General features: G+C 50.8%; 15 protein-coding genes. 3 read left to right on the forward strand and 12 right to left on the reverse strand.

What is annotated here, in order from left to right:
- Nucleotides 1–350: 350 nt before the first annotated feature.
- On the reverse strand, nucleotides 351–875 hold the full coding sequence (locus IMCC3135_RS13090; RefSeq protein ID WP_088918026.1) for a redoxin domain-containing protein: 525 nt from the start codon (nucleotides 873–875) through the stop codon (nucleotides 351–353).
- 275 nt (nucleotides 876–1,150) lie between these two features.
- On the opposite strand from IMCC3135_RS13090, the gene IMCC3135_RS13095 reads away from it, so the two are divergent.
- The gene (locus tag IMCC3135_RS13095; protein ID WP_088918027.1) at nucleotides 1,151–1,798 is read left to right on the forward strand and encodes a glutathione S-transferase family protein; all 648 of its coding nucleotides are present in this window, start codon (nucleotides 1,151–1,153) and stop codon (nucleotides 1,796–1,798) included.
- 190 nt (nucleotides 1,799–1,988) lie between these two features.
- Here the strand turns inward: IMCC3135_RS13095 and IMCC3135_RS13100 are convergent, their stop codons facing one another.
- The 3 genes from IMCC3135_RS13100 to IMCC3135_RS13110 all read right to left on the reverse strand — a co-directional run bounded on the left by IMCC3135_RS13100 (nucleotide 1,989) and on the right by IMCC3135_RS13110 (nucleotide 5,142).
- Complete coding sequence (locus tag IMCC3135_RS13100; protein ID WP_157735959.1) at nucleotides 1,989–2,765, reverse strand: alpha/beta fold hydrolase; 777 nt, start codon at nucleotides 2,763–2,765, stop codon at nucleotides 1,989–1,991.
- A 265-nt stretch (nucleotides 2,766–3,030) separates the two neighbouring features.
- Complete coding sequence (locus IMCC3135_RS13105; protein ID WP_088918029.1) at nucleotides 3,031–4,104, reverse strand: C4-dicarboxylate TRAP transporter substrate-binding protein; 1,074 nt, start codon at nucleotides 4,102–4,104, stop codon at nucleotides 3,031–3,033.
- Nucleotides 4,105–4,365: 261 nt separating this feature from the next.
- Nucleotides 4,366–5,142: a beta-keto acid cleavage family enzyme gene (locus tag IMCC3135_RS13110; RefSeq protein ID WP_088918030.1), complete on the reverse strand. Its 777-nt coding sequence runs from the start codon at nucleotides 5,140–5,142 to the stop codon at nucleotides 4,366–4,368.
- 378 nt (nucleotides 5,143–5,520) lie between these two features.
- Between IMCC3135_RS13110 and IMCC3135_RS13115 the strand changes: the two genes are divergently transcribed.
- Nucleotides 5,521–6,423, forward strand: a complete 903-nt coding sequence (locus IMCC3135_RS13115; protein WP_257790427.1) for a LysR family transcriptional regulator — start codon at nucleotides 5,521–5,523, stop codon at nucleotides 6,421–6,423.
- A 12-nt stretch (nucleotides 6,424–6,435) separates the two neighbouring features.
- On the opposite strand, the gene IMCC3135_RS13120 is transcribed toward IMCC3135_RS13115, so the two are convergent.
- From IMCC3135_RS13120 to IMCC3135_RS13130, 3 genes are read right to left on the reverse strand one after another with little or no spacing between them, the layout of a single operon-like run.
- Nucleotides 6,436–7,752 (reverse strand): TRAP transporter large permease, encoded by a 1,317-nt coding sequence (locus tag IMCC3135_RS13120; RefSeq protein ID WP_088918032.1) that lies wholly within the window; start codon nucleotides 7,750–7,752, stop codon nucleotides 6,436–6,438.
- Between the two features lie 39 nt (nucleotides 7,753–7,791).
- Nucleotides 7,792–8,301 (reverse strand): TRAP transporter small permease, encoded by a 510-nt coding sequence (locus tag IMCC3135_RS13125; RefSeq protein WP_088918033.1) that lies wholly within the window; start codon nucleotides 8,299–8,301, stop codon nucleotides 7,792–7,794.
- Between the two features lie 11 nt (nucleotides 8,302–8,312).
- Nucleotides 8,313–9,434, reverse strand: coding sequence for an LLM class flavin-dependent oxidoreductase (locus IMCC3135_RS13130; protein ID WP_088918034.1), 1,122 nt, complete (start codon nucleotides 9,432–9,434; stop codon nucleotides 8,313–8,315).
- Between the two features lie 606 nt (nucleotides 9,435–10,040).
- Between IMCC3135_RS13130 and IMCC3135_RS13135 the strand changes: the two genes are divergently transcribed.
- Complete coding sequence (locus tag IMCC3135_RS13135; protein ID WP_205738027.1) at nucleotides 10,041–10,982, forward strand: p-hydroxyphenylacetate 3-hydroxylase reductase component; 942 nt, start codon at nucleotides 10,041–10,043, stop codon at nucleotides 10,980–10,982.
- 34 nt (nucleotides 10,983–11,016) lie between these two features.
- On the opposite strand, the gene IMCC3135_RS13140 is transcribed toward IMCC3135_RS13135, so the two are convergent.
- Genes IMCC3135_RS13140 through IMCC3135_RS13160 form a run of 5 tightly spaced genes read right to left on the reverse strand, consistent with a single transcriptional unit; the run spans nucleotide 11,017 to nucleotide 16,376 of the window.
- Nucleotides 11,017–12,504 (reverse strand): carboxypeptidase M32, encoded by a 1,488-nt coding sequence (locus IMCC3135_RS13140; protein ID WP_088918035.1) that lies wholly within the window; start codon nucleotides 12,502–12,504, stop codon nucleotides 11,017–11,019.
- Nucleotides 12,501–13,505: an ABC transporter ATP-binding protein gene (locus tag IMCC3135_RS13145; RefSeq protein ID WP_088918036.1), complete on the reverse strand. Its 1,005-nt coding sequence runs from the start codon at nucleotides 13,503–13,505 to the stop codon at nucleotides 12,501–12,503. The genes IMCC3135_RS13140 and IMCC3135_RS13145 overlap by 4 nt, the downstream gene beginning before the upstream one ends.
- Nucleotides 13,502–14,467, reverse strand: coding sequence for an ABC transporter ATP-binding protein (locus IMCC3135_RS13150; RefSeq protein ID WP_088918037.1), 966 nt, complete (start codon nucleotides 14,465–14,467; stop codon nucleotides 13,502–13,504). Before IMCC3135_RS13150 ends, IMCC3135_RS13145 begins: the two co-directional genes overlap by 4 nt.
- On the reverse strand, nucleotides 14,464–15,402 hold the full coding sequence (locus IMCC3135_RS13155; RefSeq protein WP_088918038.1) for an ABC transporter permease: 939 nt from the start codon (nucleotides 15,400–15,402) through the stop codon (nucleotides 14,464–14,466). Before IMCC3135_RS13155 ends, IMCC3135_RS13150 begins: the two co-directional genes overlap by 4 nt.
- Nucleotides 15,402–16,376 (reverse strand): ABC transporter permease, encoded by a 975-nt coding sequence (locus IMCC3135_RS13160; RefSeq protein ID WP_088918039.1) that lies wholly within the window; start codon nucleotides 16,374–16,376, stop codon nucleotides 15,402–15,404. Before IMCC3135_RS13160 ends, IMCC3135_RS13155 begins: the two co-directional genes overlap by 1 nt.
- Nucleotides 16,377–16,424: the final 48 nt, after the last annotated feature.

The following is a 16,424-nucleotide window of genomic DNA, read 5'->3' on the forward strand; positions in this document are numbered from 1 at the left end:
CGCTAATCAAGAGCACTGATTAGGAGCACCGAGTTGACGGAAGCGCTCCCACAGATGTCTGGCTATTCCGGCGTGATGTCGGCTCTTTAATCGATCATCAGAAGGAAGGTCTCAAGAGCGTCTTCACGCACTTCACCGATGAGGTGATCTGCAGTTTGATTGCAACACATGCCTGCTGAGAAGCCTTTGCGTCCGGGTATTTCTATTGAGCGCGTGTGAGACTGCTATTGCGCGTGCTCCGCGTTGGTGACGTACGGTTTTGTCTCTTTCCGATGCGTGCTAACTATGGATGTTCCAAAATGACCGAATTACTATGCTTCGGTCAGATTGGAAGATATTAATGAGTCAAATTATCCTGCGTAAGTACCACGAGCGGGGTAGTCATTTGCCAAGGCATAATCGACTTTTGTAAGCAGGTTTTTCAGATCTGGCCGTGCCCATGGCATGTTCGAGATATCGGCAAGGTATAGCTTTCCGTCTGGGCGAATCCAGAACAGGCCTGGTTCTGTAAATATATCGGCCTCTACATCTTTGAATGCCTTTGAAATCCACAGACCCCAGTTCTTGGCGTCATCAACAGAAACACTATGCGCGAGGCGAAGACTACCGAGTTCCCATTCTGCAGCAGCCTTTTCAGCCAACTCGGGACCATTCATGGAAGCAGCAACGACACTGAAGCCTGCTTCCTCATAGCCGCTCAACAATGCTGCTAGTCCTTGAAGGTAGTTCTTGCACACGGGGCAATGATAGCCACGGTAAAACAACACCATGGTGAAGTTTTTGGGTGTTTCTGCGGAAAGGTCAAATGTTCCACCACCTACCAACGGTAGTTTTAAACCTGGTACCGCTGTGTCTGGTGTTAATTTTTCGCTCATTGCATTTCCTTTCAAGTGATTAACAGATCGTTACTCTGTTATGGAATGGTAAATCTCGCGATTCACTAGGAAGTGTATAGCAGGGCACATGCAGCGGTATATTATAAAAATTGATATTGCCAATCAAATATTCTTTTAGAGAGTTTGAAATTAGCGCATCATGAGAAAATTATAACAAGGGTTTTTCAGGTCAATTATTTAGTACTTTATAATATGGCGAATGATAATATATAAAACTATTTGGTTGTGATAGCTACTTGAGTTAAAGAGTCATAATGATAAAATTATTCGGGCGAAGTACGTCTATTAATGTGCAAAAGGTCATGTGGGTTCTTGCAGAGCTCAATCTGAAATATGACCGGTTCGATGTAGGTGGGGCTTTTGGTGGGTTGAATGATGCTGAGTATATCGCTCTCAATCCACATCAAAAAGTTCCAACCCTTGTCGATGACACCGTCGTTCTTTGGGAGTCAAATGCAATTTTGCGTTATCTCGCAGATGCTTATGGGCGGGATGTCATCTTTGGGACAACCCCGGCAGCACGTGGTACATCGGATATGTGGATGGAGTGGTATCAAAACTCCGTCTATCCGAATTTTCAAGCAATTTTTCACCAAAAGGTGAGGCTGCGGAGCACCGAACGTAGTTCTGACGTTCTCGCGCGGGCGCAGGATGTCGTTTTCAAGCAATTTTCTCTATTCGATTCGAAGCTTGAATCAACAGAATTTATAAACGGGGATCATCTTACCTTGGGCGATGTGCCAATGGCGGCATGCCTGTATCGTTATTTTACGATGGATATAGAGCGGCCAGATTACCCGCAAATCGCACGGTATTATGAAAGTCTAACGCAGCGTTCTACCTTTAGCGAGAATGTGATGATCAATTATGACAGTCTGCGCACGCCAGAACTAACGGATTGATTGTCAGCTGACAAATCCAGTCAAATTGAGCATGACAGCAGACTCCCGAAGGGCGAGTTTGTCAGCCGCGCTGCCTGCGTTGTTCCCCCTCGCAGTACTCCAGTGCGCCTTCGTGTGAACGCCTTGCCATCACGGCTGACAAACTCGCTGAGTATTACCTTATTTCCCGATCGACCCACTAGATCTGTATTTAACTTAGTCCGAGAAAATCGCTAATTGCAGATTCCAGGCCGCTTGTATTGTTCACAGCGACAATATGGCCACATTCTGGAACAAGCGCGAACTTTCCGTCCAGTGTGGCATCTGCCATCTCTTGCATTGTCTGTGGGGCTGCACCTTTGTCTTCTGAACCAGCTACAAAAAGTACGGGTACTTTCATCGTGCCAAGATCCTTGAGATAATCGAGTCCTTTCAATGCCGCTGCGCAACCTCTGAATCCTTCCGGGTTGGTCAACAGGAAGTCGTTTCTGAGTTGCTCAACTGAGTCAGGTTGTGCTTCTCTGAAGGCGGGTGTTAACCAATTTGCAAGCGAGCCTTCCCAGAGTGCAGAAATGTCGTTTTTATCCAGTACTGCAATTCTGTCATCCCAGCTTTGTTTGAAGGGTGCTGGTGAGTCTGCACGGGCAGCAGTACAAACGATACGTTCAATGCGCTCTGGACGGCTCAGTCCCATGCCTAATGCAGTCATGCTGCCCAGAGAGCAACCCATGATGCTTGCAGTTTCTAATCCGTGCTGATCCATGACCGCAAATGCATCATTGACCAGATCGTCGAAAGAGTAGGGGGCTGCAGGTGCCGGGCTCTTTCCATGTCCGCGTGTGTCATATCTGACAACTTTGAAGTGCTTCTCCAGAGCGGGCAGCAATGGGTTCCACATATTGACTGTCGTGGAAAGACTGTTGCTAAGCAGCAGTCCTGGACCATCAGACAAGCCGGAGACCTGTGAGTGAAGATTGATAGTGGTCATGAGCATTCCATCAGGTGTTTGACCCACTGTTTGCAGGTCGTAAGTGTAGGCATGAGCTTTTCAGCCATGAGCCTTATTGAATTGATTGCGTGTTCTCGGTCTTTCCGGAGATGATCAGCAAACGCAATTGCTTTGATCAAACCGATTTTCATTCGCCTGCCTGAGACCAGGCTGGAATGAAAACCGCTACCCTGTTGAGTCAAGGGCAGCGGTTAGGGGGAGGGGAGGAAAATGAACGAATATTGTTGGTTATCGGAATTATAGATTATTCAAGATCATATTCAACTGGCCACTGGTGGCCTACAGTCTTGGCAGCCTCCAGATAGGATTTCATGACTTTTTGTCCCGGTAAACCACGTGATTCTGCATCAGCGACTTGCCTTTTAGGGAAATCCACAAGACTCTCAGCCCACTCCACACGGACCTCTTCGGGCAGGGTTTTTATGATGGCCCCGTTTTCTTTCAATTTGGTCAAGCCGATATTCTGGACGTCGTCCATTATTGCACCGTTTTGAGCTTCCCATTCAGCGCCAACTTCGACGATGATATTGCGAACATCTTCAGGCAAGGACTCCATCTTGGCTTTATTGGCGGTGAGCGCAATCACTGGCATCGCACCAAAGCCGATCAAGGTGTAATAAGGCGCAGGCTCATAGAGTTTGAAGCCATTGTAGGCAGATGGCGTCATCAGCCAGCCAGTGTAAACGCCGGTTTTCAGCGCTAGATAACCTTCTGGTAGCGTTGATTGAACAGGGATCGCTTCAACATATTCAAGCCAAGGCAAGTTTGGTCCGGCACCACCGATTTTGATACCTTTGAGGTCGGCCGTGGTGTCCCATTCTTCTTTGGTTCCAAGGTGGTAGTTGTCCCAGGTTCCAAGTCCCAGGAATACCTGGTTGTATTCATCTTCCATGACTTGTTCAAGCCATGGGTTCTCATCGTAAACCTGGCGAGCTGCGGCAATAGCATCAGACGACTTTTGTGGGCCAAATGCCAGATAGTAGGGGAAATTGTGAAGGAACAGCTTTGAAGTCTCGAAGCAAACGCAATACCCACCGAAATCAAGGATGCCTTGTTGTACTGATTCCAGTGTGTCTGCAACACTGGCAATAGAACCGCCATAGGCTTCAATGAACTTGACCTTGTGTTCTGTTTGTTCTGCAACTCGTTTTTCAACTTCAACGGCAAAGAAGTCGGACATGGTAGTCACATAAGGGGCAGGCCCTTTTGGGTGTCCCGAGCCGATTCGGAATGTGAAACTGTCGGAAAATGCCGGGGAGGCCATTAGAGTTGAGCCTGTCAGGACAGCACCGGCTAATATCGTGTTTATTATTTTCATTATTCCTCCTTAGTGAATTAAGGACCCTTTTACTGTTGTACTACACAGTAGTAAAGGCTACTGATAATTCCTTATACAAATATTGTTAAGACATGTCTATGCACTTGATGGCGAATATTTTATATAAAATATAAATAATTTTAAGTGCAGTCGTACCTGGTTTACATGTTTGGAAGTGTTTAACTCCATAAGCGCGTGGTGGACGGCTCATTGGGGTGGATATTCACAATCAAACGTTTAAAAGAGCTAGTGGTTGGGCCGCTAGAGACGTGATGATAGCTCCGCGACTCGTTCTGCATTGTCTTTTGCCAATGATCCATCGGCATTCCAGAGAGAATTTTCAAAGCCTATTCGCGCCTTGCCGCCTAGCCTGATTGCCTCAACGAGACAGTCGGTTTCCTCTTTGCCAAAGGCGCAAAGCATCCAGTCAAAGTTGAGCTCCTTCGGCGCGGCTTTCAACATGTCTGTATAGACTGAAACCAGGCTTGGTTTACTGATCTCGCTCCCATCGTAGTTACCCAGTACAAATAGCAGAATATGATGGTTACCAGGAACGTCGCCCTTGCCGACAGCGGTCAAAAAATCTTGCAGCTCTTGCGGAGAGTAAAGGATGTGTTGAATCTGGACATTGTTGTCGCTTGCCCATGCGTAAAATGTAGTCGCGTTTGACCAGTCTTCCGGCTTGCGTACCATCTCTCGTACAGCCACCGAAACATAGCGCGGTTTTAATGCACGCATCATGTCTTGCTGTTGTGTCGTCTCATACAAACCAGCGGATTCAGAGGTAACTTGCAGGTACATTTCTGGAACGGCTTGGTCGAGTCTCTCGAGCAACGCTCGATAATGCTCAGCATCTATGATATGTGTGCCCTCTGCATCACGGATGTGGAGGTGGGCGCCTTCTGCACCAGCTGCCTGGGATGCAACGACGGTGTCAACCAGGGCATCGTCAGTCAGGGGGATACTTGGATGGCTTTTCTGATTGCGCCTTGCACCGTTGGGTGCAACCATGATTTTAGGTAAAGGGGTCGGGTTCATCAAAGTCTACTCGGCTCACAATAAGTGTTAGTCATGCAGTTAGACAACGGGTTTTGCTGGTGAGGCTTGTGCGTGGTAACGCTAAGGGTGCGCTTTCACAACGCCAGTCAACATCCTTTGATTGCGTCGTCAGAAGGTGGTAAAAAGTCGAGGGTTGCTTGTGTCGTCAGATTCATCACGAAAGTCCTATGGGCGCGGTAAGTAGAGGTAAAAGGCAGCCATGGCAACTAAATTCGAATCCGACTGTTGTTGTGTTTTGTAGTATTTCAACTTTGCTGCTGTAAGACAACTTATATTATTCTATGCCTTCCAGTAGAAATCATGATAGCTTGGCCGTAGCTTCTCACCCAGGTAGGGCCCGTTATCAAAATTCAGCAACTGAAGTTCTTTGTGGCGGTTTATGAGGAGGGATCTTTTTCTGCTGCTGCAGTGCGGGTGAACGCGACACAGTCCGGGCTTTCAATGCATGTGCGCGAATTGGAAAAACGCTACGATGTCGTGTTTTTTCATCGAAGCTCCACAGGCGTTGAGCCAACAGAGACTGGTCGACAATTCTATAAGGTCGCAATTTCTGTCTTGAATGCCTCTGCAGTTGCTGAAGACAAGTTGAGAGAGTTGTCAGGTGTTTTGTCGGACCACATTACGCTGGGATTGATGCCTGCCTTTGCTCGAGCAGTGCTTGGCCCAACGCTGCTTAGATTCGCGCGAGAACACAAGCATGTTCGTGTCTCTGTGCAGGAGGCATACTCAGGTCAGCTGTCGCAGGATGTGGCCGAGGGCAAGTTGGATTTTGCAGTCGTTCCTTTCTACAATTCAGAGCTGGATTTGAATTCGACGACCATGGGTGTCGATCAGGAATGTCTGGCGACTTCTGCGCAGACCAGCCTGGTCTTGGGCTCTGAGGTCGCACTGTCTGAATTACCGCCATTGCGCATGATTTTACCTACCAAAGGTAATGCTCGCCGTCCACGGATAGAACACTATCTATCCGTAAATGGCGTTGAAATCGAAGAGACCATGGAGCTGGACACCATGTTGGGGACGCTTGATCTTGTTGCCAACTCCGATTGGGTTTCGATTCTTCCTGCGGTATTGAGTCCGCCTGATAAAGACGGTCGAAAACGACTTTTCACCCCTTTGGCCAACCCGCCTTTAACTGTGGAATATATGCGCATCACACATAAGGCACGACCACTGAGTAGAGCTGCTCAAGCCTTTGCGGATGTGCTTCAAGAAGAGCTGAACAACGTTCTTGAAGCAGATCCTTTAAGTGCCCGCTGAATCAAGGTGCAATTACATCAAGTTCTGCGGTAGCCATGTGGTCAGAAATGGGAAGGCAAGAATCAGAATGGCCACTACCAGTATCATGATCCAATAAGGAATTGATCCTTTGAAAATCATGCCCAACGTTACCGACTGATCGGGCACCGCAGCCTTTACTGTAAATATGAGCAATCCGAACGGCGGTGTCAAAAGCCCAGCCTCAATAACGAGGATGCCAAAGATTGCAAACGCGAGCTCATTGACTCCCAGCAAAGTAGCAATCGGTGCAAAGATAGGCACGGTCAACAAGATGATCGATGTTGAATCTATGAACATTCCCAACACCAGCCAGATAGCAAAAATCATTGCTATCAAAACCATGGGGTCTTCGCTGATGGCAAACATGGTTTCATGGATGACACTAACGGCTCCGCCCATGGCCAGGAAACGAGAATACATCGATGCGGTGATGAGAAGGATCATGATGGGTGCGGTGGTTTTACCCGCACTGTAGATTGCATCTATAATTTCCTTGCGACGCATACCCTTCAGCAGGCCTACGATGAACGCACCCATGGCACCAAAACCTGCTGCCTCGGTAGGTGTTAGAAATCCACCCCAGATACCACCGATAACGATTCCAATCAGACCTAATATGGCAGTACCACTTATCAACTCGCTTCTACGTTGCGAAGGGCTGATGTTTTCTTCAGTGGGTATTGGGCAAGGTGGTGCTACCTGCGGATTCATTTTCGCGGTAATGATGCAGTACAGGATGAAAAATGTCGCTAGCAGCAATCCAGGCAACAGGCCTGCGATAAAGAGTGCTCCTATGGAAATTTCCGTCAAAACTGCCCAGATAATCATGAGAATACTGGGGGGGATAAGCATGCCTAGACATGCACTGCCCGCGATCACACCCAGGGCATAGCTTTTCTTGTAACCCAATGCGACCATCTCGGGGTATGCGATTCTTGAGAATGTGGCCGCGGATGCAATTGATACGCCTGTAATGGCTGCGAAAATGGAGTTGCCTGAAACGGTGGCGACTGCAAGACAGCCAGGTATTTTTCGAAATGCCCGGTTGCTGATTGTGTAAATGTCTTTGGCGGCACCTGAGTGACTGACAAAGCCTCCCATTAGAACAAACAGTGGAATGACGATGAATATGTCTTTACGAAGTGCTTCATAGGCTGTTCCGCTAAGTACTGAAAATGCAATATCAGGACTTCCCAGTAGAAAGTAGACGCCTAATGCGCTTGCGGCACCCAACGCCACTGCTATATGCACACCGAGTAAAACGAGAATGAGCAGCAATGTCAGGATGCTGAAAATAAGTGTTGCCATGGTTTGGCTTCCAATATGGTTGTTTTATAGTTGTTATAATTAGTAGTTTATGAGTGCCTCATTTTCGGGTAGGGCACCACGCCAATCTGCAACCATCAGCGTCAAGTAGGCAAATGCAGCAAATGCCCCGGTTATCACGATCAAAAACCTTATTGGCCAGGTGTAGATACGAAACGAGCCTTCTCCTTCATATTCACTTATTCTGTAGGCATCAATTGCTTCTGGAAAAGAGGCGTAAGCAATTGCCGCAAATAATGCAAACCCAGTGATATATGCAATTGTACGTAGTAGCTTCTTTACAAAGGGAGGCATTAGGTCGCTGATCAGGGTCGTACGCAACATTGACCCCGAATAGATGGCCAACGGGACCTGCAGGAAAGTAACCGCGATAACCGAGTTTTGAAGTATTTCCTTTGTCCCCGGAAGAGGTTGCAAAAACACGATACGCCCAAAGACATCTACTAAAATGACCGCCGCAAGGATGAACACCCAAACCGACGAAAGGATGTGCATGGACTTCGCAACATTAAGAATTTGAGCCGTTTTCACGATTAGTGCTCCTATTTGTTTTTGGTTTCTGGCTTCCAATCCTCTTCATGCTTTGTTGCTTCTTGCAGGATTGGTAGAACCTTTTCACCCATCAAGATCATGGATTTTCGACCAAGATTAATGTCCGTCCAGTCATGACCGGCATAAACGAGATGTTTGAATGGTCCAATTTCTTCGCGAACGGCCAGAAGCTGATCAGCAACAGATTCCACATCACCATGAATGACCAATTGATCGAGGACATAGTCCAGCGTCACATCGTCATCAGGCATGTTTTGATCATGTTTGAACAGATTCAAGCGTCCGCCTTTTCTCATCTTGGTCAGCAACTGGGAATAGTAGTACACATAAGGACTACCAGGGTCGCGAGCGTATGCACGGGCGGTTTTAGCATCATCGGCAACACAGATATTTTTAGCAACACGCCAGTCTGCGAAAGAGGGGGTGAACCCACCTGTCAGACAACCTTCCACATAATTTGGCCAATGAGTCGCTGCCCATTTAGGTAACAGAAAGTTTCCGGAAATTGGTTGCCAACCGCGCGCGGCCATTGCTGTGACGCCCTTGGAGAATGGTGCAACAGCAGTACCGATGATAGGAGGGTGGGGAGCCTGGAATGGCTTCATGATATCCCCTTGCCCGATGTCGCGCACCATTGTGCGCTCCGTGGAAATATCCCAGAATTCGCCCTTCAGGTTGTAGGGCGCATTGCCAGCCCATATTTCGAGCACCATGTTGATGCATTCCAGAAACATGTCATTGCGGTTCTTGTCTATTGAACCGAACACCTCGGCATCGGACATCAGACCACCAGGCGAAATACCGAAATTCAGTCTGCCTTCGAGCATATGATCCAGCATGGCTACTTCTGCAGCGACGCGTGCCGGGTGAGAATTTGGCATATTCACTGTGCCAGTACCCAGACGTATCTGCTTTGTCTCATAAGCCAGGCTTGCAAGAAAGGCAACCGTTGACGTGACGATTTCAGCCTGATCGGTTGTGTGTTCGCCGCAATAGGCCTCAGCATAGCCAAGCGAATCGGCGAGCAAAAAGGCTTCACGATCTTCTTTGAGGCTTTGGGCTATATTTTTGCCGACGGGGTGGATTGGCATTGTGAAAAACGAAAGTTTCATATATGTCTCCTAGCGAGTGAGGTCAGTATCCTGAAACACGAGCATTGGAAGTACCGATAATTTCTTGTGTCTGCCATCAAGAAAATATATGGCACGAAGGCAATGAGGACGGAAAACGTGATCATTGACGACTAAAGGAAGCGCTCTTGTCTGCGATCTCTGAACTTGAAATCGGAAATATTCAGATTCAATCGTGCACGATCGAGGTTGGGTTGCCTCGGGCATGGACCGGTACTCATCTATATAGGAGAGTGCTGGCAAGGTGGTCTTTGTACGCTTGTTGATCCCGGGCTTTGCACGGCTATATCGGTGTGCTCGCAGCATGATGGGTTTGACATCAAGAAAATAGATACCTTGCATCAGAAAACATCAGTTTTTCAGCTAGTGATAATGCTGCACACTGCTTGAAAATAAAGGGTAAACCCCTTGAAGCTTTCGTTCTTTACGGTCCTGGTCGTTGTCTGGGCCATCAGCTCAGACACCCTATCTGTAGCGCTCCAGGGAGTCGCCAGTGCCAATTGAACGCGAGTGGGTGATGCAGAGATTGACTATTACTCAGGGACGTACTTACTAAACAAATCGCAAAATCCGACCTGGAGATCAAGTGTGACTACCACAAAAATACATGACGAAATAGACCCGAAAGCCTTTCGTCGGGCGCTTGGCAACTTTGCAACTGGCGTGACGATTATCACAACTCGCGCTGCTGATGGCTCTAACGTGGGCGTCACAGCCAGCAGTTTCAACTCACTGTCGATGGACCCTCCACTGATTTTGTGGAGCTCCATCAAGGAGACTCCCAGCTGCAAGGTATTCGAGTCTGCTAGTCATTTTGCAGTCAATATCCTTGCTTCAGACCAAATGGAGATGTCGAACCATTTTGCCCGCCAGCAGGAAGACAAATTTGAAGGGGTTCAATGGGAAGAGGGTCTAGGTGGCGCTCCGATATTTCCTGATTGTGCCGGGCGATTCCAGTGTGAATCCTATGACAAGCTTGATGGCGGTGACCATTGGATATTTGTTGGCAAGGTTGTGAAATTCGATGATTTTGGCCGATCACCGCTATGCTTTCATCAAGGCTCTTATTCCATGGTTTTCAGCCATCCCGAGACCTACCCGAATGCCGGGCAAAACGAATCAGACAATGCTGATCAAGGTCGATTGGGCAATCACGCATTCTTCTTGATGTTGCGAGCGGTGCGGGCTTATCAGGAGCGTTATCGCCCCAAGCTGGTGACTCTTGGTCTGAATCTGATTGAGTCGCGAGTCTTGTTGGTATTAAACGATTTTCCAGGACTGGGCGCAGAGGGACTCGTTGTTCACCTGCACACGCCGATGACTGAGGCACGCGAAGCATTACTCAGTTTGTGTGATCGCGGCTTGGTGGCGGTCAAAGGAGAAGGATACGTTTTGACCAGTTCGGGACAGTCAAAAACCGACGAATGCTGGAATCTGGCAGAAGCGCACGCGAAGGAGACGTTCGAACGTTTCAGCAGTGCCGAAGTTGACACTTTCACTGACATCCTGCGGCAGTTGATTAGTCAATAAAGAATCGAGTCATGAAGCTTTCTGATGCCGATGACTAAGAAAATTTTCCCTTCAGATACGCCAGGTAGGGGGAAGCATCATTGGCCTTGAGGCCTGATGCTTCCAGTATCTGGGCGCGAGTCTTGCGGCGGCCCCATTGCCAGACCTTCTCCGTCAGTGCCTCATTCAACGGTGCAGTATCAGCACTATTCAAGGCGTGCCGAATCTGCGGGGATTGTTCATCGAGATGCGCCATCAGCTGGGCGGCGGTGGCATTGCCGATCGTGTAGGTAGGGAACGAGCCCAGATAGCCCGAGGACCAGTGCACATCCTGTAGGCAGCCATTGGCATCATCATCAATAGCAACTCCCAGATCGTTGTGCATGGCTTCGCGCCAGACATCGGGTATGTCGGCCACCGAGAGTGAGCCATCCATCAATCCCATTTCGATCTTGACGCGCAGCATGATATGCAGATCGTAACTCAGTTCATCGGCCTCCACCCGTATGGCTCCGGGCTCGACTCGATTCACTGCTGCCAGAAATTCATCCACGCTGACATCACGAAGTTGGTCGGGGAAAGTATCTCGCAGGCGGACATAATGTTTTTCCCAGAACGGTGCGCTTCGACCAACATGGTTTTCGTAAAGGCGTGACTGGCTTTCGTGCATGCCGAAACTCGTACCACCGACGGCATACAGACCGATCATGTCAGTTGCAAAGGCGCTGCGCGTCAACTCGGGGGCGATGCCTTGCTCGTAGAGCGCATGACCCACTTCATGGATGCTGCCAAAGATGGACATGGGCAGATACTGTTCGGGCCAGCGTGAGGTAATGCGGACATCATTTCGGGTAAAGCTGACTTCAAACGGATGTACCGTGGTGTCAAGTCGACCTCGTTCAAAATCGAACCCCAGGGATTGCGCCGTGCCGGTGGCGAATGCCTGTTGTCCTGCCTGTGGGTAATGGCGATAGAGGAAATCGGTACGTGGAACAGGGCGGCCGCGTGCCGTATCGAGGATAGGGAGAATGCCTGAGCGTAGCTCATCGAAAAAGCAACTCAGACTCGCAGCGGTTTCGCCAGGTTCATATATCCGGACCATCGGGTCATAGGGGTGTTTTTCATAGCCCAGTGCGTCGGCCGATTGTCGTGCAAGATCCACGACTTTCTCAAGGTGCGGCTGGAACAATGAGAAGTCGGAGCTGGCCCGCGCCTTCGCCCAGGCAGCACCGGCCACAGTTGCACTTTCAGATTGTGCTTTCAGCAGCTCGGCTGGCAATCGGCGATGATAATCGATGGCCTCTTGGGCTACCGATGCGGATGGATCATCTCCTGCCTCATCAACTGCGGCTTGCATGGCAGGATCGATAATCATGCTGCGAGCCAGACCCATCAGCGTGGCGATCTGCTGTCCGCGAGTTGTCGCACCACCAGCAGGCATCTGGGTACGTGCATCCCAGTTCAGGGTATTGACCGCGCACAGTACGTCGTTCAATCGTGCCAGCTGATCGGTCAGCTTGTTCGTTGTCAGATTTCTGCTCATTCGACACCGCCATCGTTCAGGTGACAGGCAACGGTGCGCAAATTGCCGGCTTCTGCCAGGCGTGGCACTTCACTGCGGCATCGCGCGCCTGCCAGAGGGCAGCGAGGGTGAAAGGCACAGCCCGAAGGTGGATTGATAGGCGACGGTATTTCACCTTTGATGGCTTCGAACACACGTTTACCGGTACCTACGGTGGGTACCGATGCAAACAAGGCCGAGGTATAAGGGTGCAAGGGGTTTTCATACAGCTCTTTTGCCGGAGCCAGTTCGACCAGGCGTCCCAGATACATGATGGCAACCCTGTCGCAGACATGGCGAACCACGGACAGATCATGGCTGATGAACAGGGCAGTCAGCCCCAGATCGCGTTGCAGATCCATGAACAGGTTCAGTACCTGTGCCTGTATCGATACATCCAGTGAGGCCACAGCTTCATCCAGAACCAGCAGTTCAGGTTCCATGGCCAGAGCGCGGGCGATAGCGATGCGTTGACGCTGGCCGCCGGAGAACTGATGCGGCAATCGATCTGCATAGGCGCCTTCAAGGCCGACTTGTTCGAGCAGGCTGCGTACGCGTTCAGGTACCTCCTTCGCCGGTATGATCTTGTGATAGCGCGGTCCCTCTGCGATGGTTTCACCGACTTTCATACGTGGATTGAGGCTGGCAAACGGGTCCTGGTGGATCATCTGCACCTGTGTTGTCAGCTTTTCCACGGTGCCTTGCTGGTCTCGTATGACGGGCTTGCCATCGAGCAATACGCTACCATCGCTTGGAGCATAAATGCCGGAAACAACCCGGCCTAATGTGGATTTACCGCAGCCAGACTCACCGACAACACCCAGCACTTCACCTCGTGCCACATCCAGCGTGACATCGGTCAGGGCGTGGACGACAACGGGTTCTCCGCCCCCGGTCAGTCGCCCGGCGAGGCGCTCTGCCAATCCGGGTTTACGGGTGAAGCGTTTTGAGACCTGATCGATTTTCAGTAGTGGCTCGCTCATGAGCCCTCCAGAGGGTGGTGACATAGAACGATCTGAGCGTTTCGGTTATCAATGGGTGGTTCGCTGCTGCATAGTTCGGTGGCACGGTTGCATCGTGTACGGAAAGGGCAGCCAGAAGGCAGTCGTGACAGCTGTGGCGTGGAGCCCGGTATTTGTGGCAGATGGCCTCCGGGTTCATGGCGGGCCGGGATAGAGTCCAGCAACCCCTGGGTATAGGGGTGGCGCGGATTCCCGATGACCTGCTCGGCCGTACCACGTTCGACAATGCGACCTGCGTACATGACGCAGATATCATCAGCCAGGCTGGATACAACAGCCAGATCATGGGTTACCCAGACGATGGCGGTACCCAGTTCATCGGCGAGTCTGCGAACCTCAGCCAGTATCTGCCCCTGAATGGAGACATCCAGTGCTGTTGTGGGTTCATCGGCAATGATGACACTGGGCCGGTGCAGTAGTGCCATGGCAATCGCCACGCGCTGACGCATGCCGCCAGAGAGTTGATGGGGGTAGGCTTTCAGACGTTCTGCGGGTGAGGGGATGCCGACGATTTCCAGAGCCTTGCGAGACTCTTCCAAGGCCTCACGTTTTGGCATCTTGCGATGAACACGTACTGCCATGGCCATCTGATCGCCAATACGCAAAACCGGATTCAAGGTCATCATGGGATCCTGGAATACCATGGCCAGCCGGCTTCCCCGCATCCGGCGCATGTCGTCGGGTAACAAACTGCGCAAGTCGATGCCGTCCACGATGACGGATCCTGCGACCACCTTGCCCGGTTCGTCGACCAGGTCGAGGATGGAGAATCCGGTGACGCTCTTACCCGATCCACTTTCACCAACAAGCCCGAGAATTCGCCCCGGCTCAACCGAGAAGCTGACATCGTTGACCGCCGTAACGCTTCCTGCGCGCGTGTCGAAACGAGTGGTCAGGCCGTTGACTTCCAGCGCGGCATTCATCGGCTATTCCTCGGGTCAAGTACTGTGCGGATCTGATCACCGACAAGATTGATTGCCACAACCGTGATCATCAGAAAGATTCCCGGATAGATGGATAGCCAGTAGCGACCGGCATGGATGTACTTGAAGCCGTTGGAGATCAGTGAGCCCAAAGAGGGTTCAGTCAATGGCAGACCGACACCCAGAAACGACAGAGTGGCTTCGAGCGAGATCGCGCTGGCCACTTGCACGGTTGCCACGACGATCAGGGGGGGCAGTACATTGGGTAGCAGGTGGCGGAACATGATTCGTCGCGTGGGCAGTGGTGTCGAACGCGCCGCCTCTATATAGTCCTTGCGCCGCTCTACCGATGCGGCCCCATGGGTGGTCCGGGCGAAATAGGCGTATTGCGCCACAACCAGTGCCAGAATGATCTGCGGAACGCCTTGTCCCAGCATTGCCACCAGCACCAGAGCCAGCAAGATGGCAGGCATTGATAGTTGCAGATCGACGATTCGCATGAGCAGCGCTTCGAGTCGACCGCCGAAATACGCAGCACTCAGTCCGACGGTAATGCCCACTGCCAGAGCAAGGGTGCCAGCAGACAAGCCGATTACAAAGCTGGTGCGCAGGCCGTAGAGAATAGCTGAGAGCATGTCGCGTCCGGCGTTGTCAGTCCCCAGCAGGAGCGTATAGCCACCGCTTCCTGTTTCACCGGGAGGTAGAAATGCATCGGCCCATTCCAGTGTGGAAAGATCATAGGGGTCCTGAGGTACCAGGTACGGTGCACCAAAGGCACCGATGGTCAGGGCCATAATGACTAACAGAGCTAATAAGGCAACTCTGGACTCACAGAAGTCGAACCAGAAATTACGCAGACGCGTAGCCATTGTTTCCCGATCGATAGCAGCTGATGGTTCGCCCGCGTTGCCACTACCTGTTGATGTGTTGCTCATCAGGAATCTCCTTTGAGTCGCACACGTGGATCAAGGCGTGCGTAGATCAGGTCAACGATCAGGTTGATCATCACGAACAGAATCACCACCATGACCAGATAGGACACCATGACGGGGCGATCGAGTTGCAGAATGCTGTCGATAATCAGCTTGCCGACCCCTGGCCAGTTGAACACCGTCTCGGTGACAACGGCAAAAGCCAGTGTTGAACCCAGTTCAAGGCCAAAGACTGTCACGATGGGAATCGAGATATTGCGCAGGATATGACTGAAGACGATTTGCCGGTCGGGCAAGCCCTGAGCGCGGGCGAATCGCACGTACTCGGCGCCCATTGCCTCTACCATGCCGGCGCGAGTCAGCCGTATCAGCAATCCCATCTTGAACAGTGAGAGATTGATGGCAGGCATGATGACATGCGCCCAGCCATCGGAGGTGGCCAACGAGGTGTTGAACCAGAGAAATTCTGCCACTTCTCCGCGCCCTCCTGAGGGCAGCCAGCCAAGTTCGACGGCAAAGCCCATGATCATCAGCATGCCGATCCAGAAGGTGGGTACCGAGAAACCCAGAACAGAGAGTGCCATGATCAGCTTGGCGCCCAGACTGTTGGGCTTGTAACCGGCATACAGTCCAGCTGGAATACCGATAAGCGATGCAATGACGACCGACACCAGGACCAGTTCGACGGTGGCTGGCAATCTGGAAAATACAAGGTTGGTAACCGATATATTGTAGATCATCGATCGGCCAAGGTCGCCGTGGAAAACGTTGCTGACAAAGGTGAAATACTGTTGCCACAACGGTTGATCAAGGCCATATTGCCGGATCAGCTTGTCGCGTATTTCCTGGGTGGCACCGGGATCGATCATGACATCGATCGGGTTGCCGATGGCATAGACGCCAACGAACACGATTATCGACATGGCAAAAACCACGACGACTGCTTGTGACAATCGACCGATCAGATATCCGAACATTGAAACCTCGCGCTCTTTCCGGTGCTTGTGATGATGGGCATTGGGCAG

The organism is Granulosicoccus antarcticus IMCC3135 (genome assembly GCF_002215215.1).
Classification (GTDB): Bacteria; Pseudomonadota; Gammaproteobacteria; order Granulosicoccales; family Granulosicoccaceae; genus Granulosicoccus; species Granulosicoccus antarcticus.

What these genes read in the sequence shown, in the direction of transcription:
- IMCC3135_RS13145 (WP_088918036.1), bottom strand. Translation starts at nt 13,505, where the DNA reads ATGAGCGAGCCACTACTGAAAATCGATCAGGTCTCAAAACGCTTCACC.
- IMCC3135_RS13120 (WP_088918032.1), bottom strand. Translation starts at nt 7,752, where the DNA reads ATGGCAACACTTATTTTCAGCATCCTGACATTGCTGCTCATTCTCGTT.
- IMCC3135_RS13100 (WP_157735959.1), bottom strand. Translation starts at nt 2,765, where the DNA reads ATGACCACTATCAATCTTCACTCACAGGTCTCCGGCTTGTCTGATGGT.
- IMCC3135_RS13160 (WP_088918039.1), bottom strand. Translation starts at nt 16,376, where the DNA reads ATGTTCGGATATCTGATCGGTCGATTGTCACAAGCAGTCGTCGTGGTT.
- IMCC3135_RS13090 (WP_088918026.1), bottom strand. Translation starts at nt 875, where the DNA reads ATGAGCGAAAAATTAACACCAGACACAGCGGTACCAGGTTTAAAACTA.
- IMCC3135_RS13155 (WP_088918038.1), bottom strand. Translation starts at nt 15,402, where the DNA reads ATGAGCAACACATCAACAGGTAGTGGCAACGCGGGCGAACCATCAGCT.
- IMCC3135_RS13130 (WP_088918034.1), bottom strand. Translation starts at nt 9,434, where the DNA reads ATGAAACTTTCGTTTTTCACAATGCCAATCCACCCCGTCGGCAAAAAT.
- IMCC3135_RS13105 (WP_088918029.1), bottom strand. Translation starts at nt 4,104, where the DNA reads ATGAAAATAATAAACACGATATTAGCCGGTGCTGTCCTGACAGGCTCA.
- IMCC3135_RS13140 (WP_088918035.1), bottom strand. Translation starts at nt 12,504, where the DNA reads ATGAGCAGAAATCTGACAACGAACAAGCTGACCGATCAGCTGGCACGA.
- IMCC3135_RS13150 (WP_088918037.1), bottom strand. Translation starts at nt 14,467, where the DNA reads ATGAATGCCGCGCTGGAAGTCAACGGCCTGACCACTCGTTTCGACACG.
- IMCC3135_RS13110 (WP_088918030.1), bottom strand. Translation starts at nt 5,142, where the DNA reads ATGAACCCGACCCCTTTACCTAAAATCATGGTTGCACCCAACGGTGCA.
- IMCC3135_RS13095 (WP_088918027.1), top strand. Translation starts at nt 1,151, where the DNA reads ATGATAAAATTATTCGGGCGAAGTACGTCTATTAATGTGCAAAAGGTC.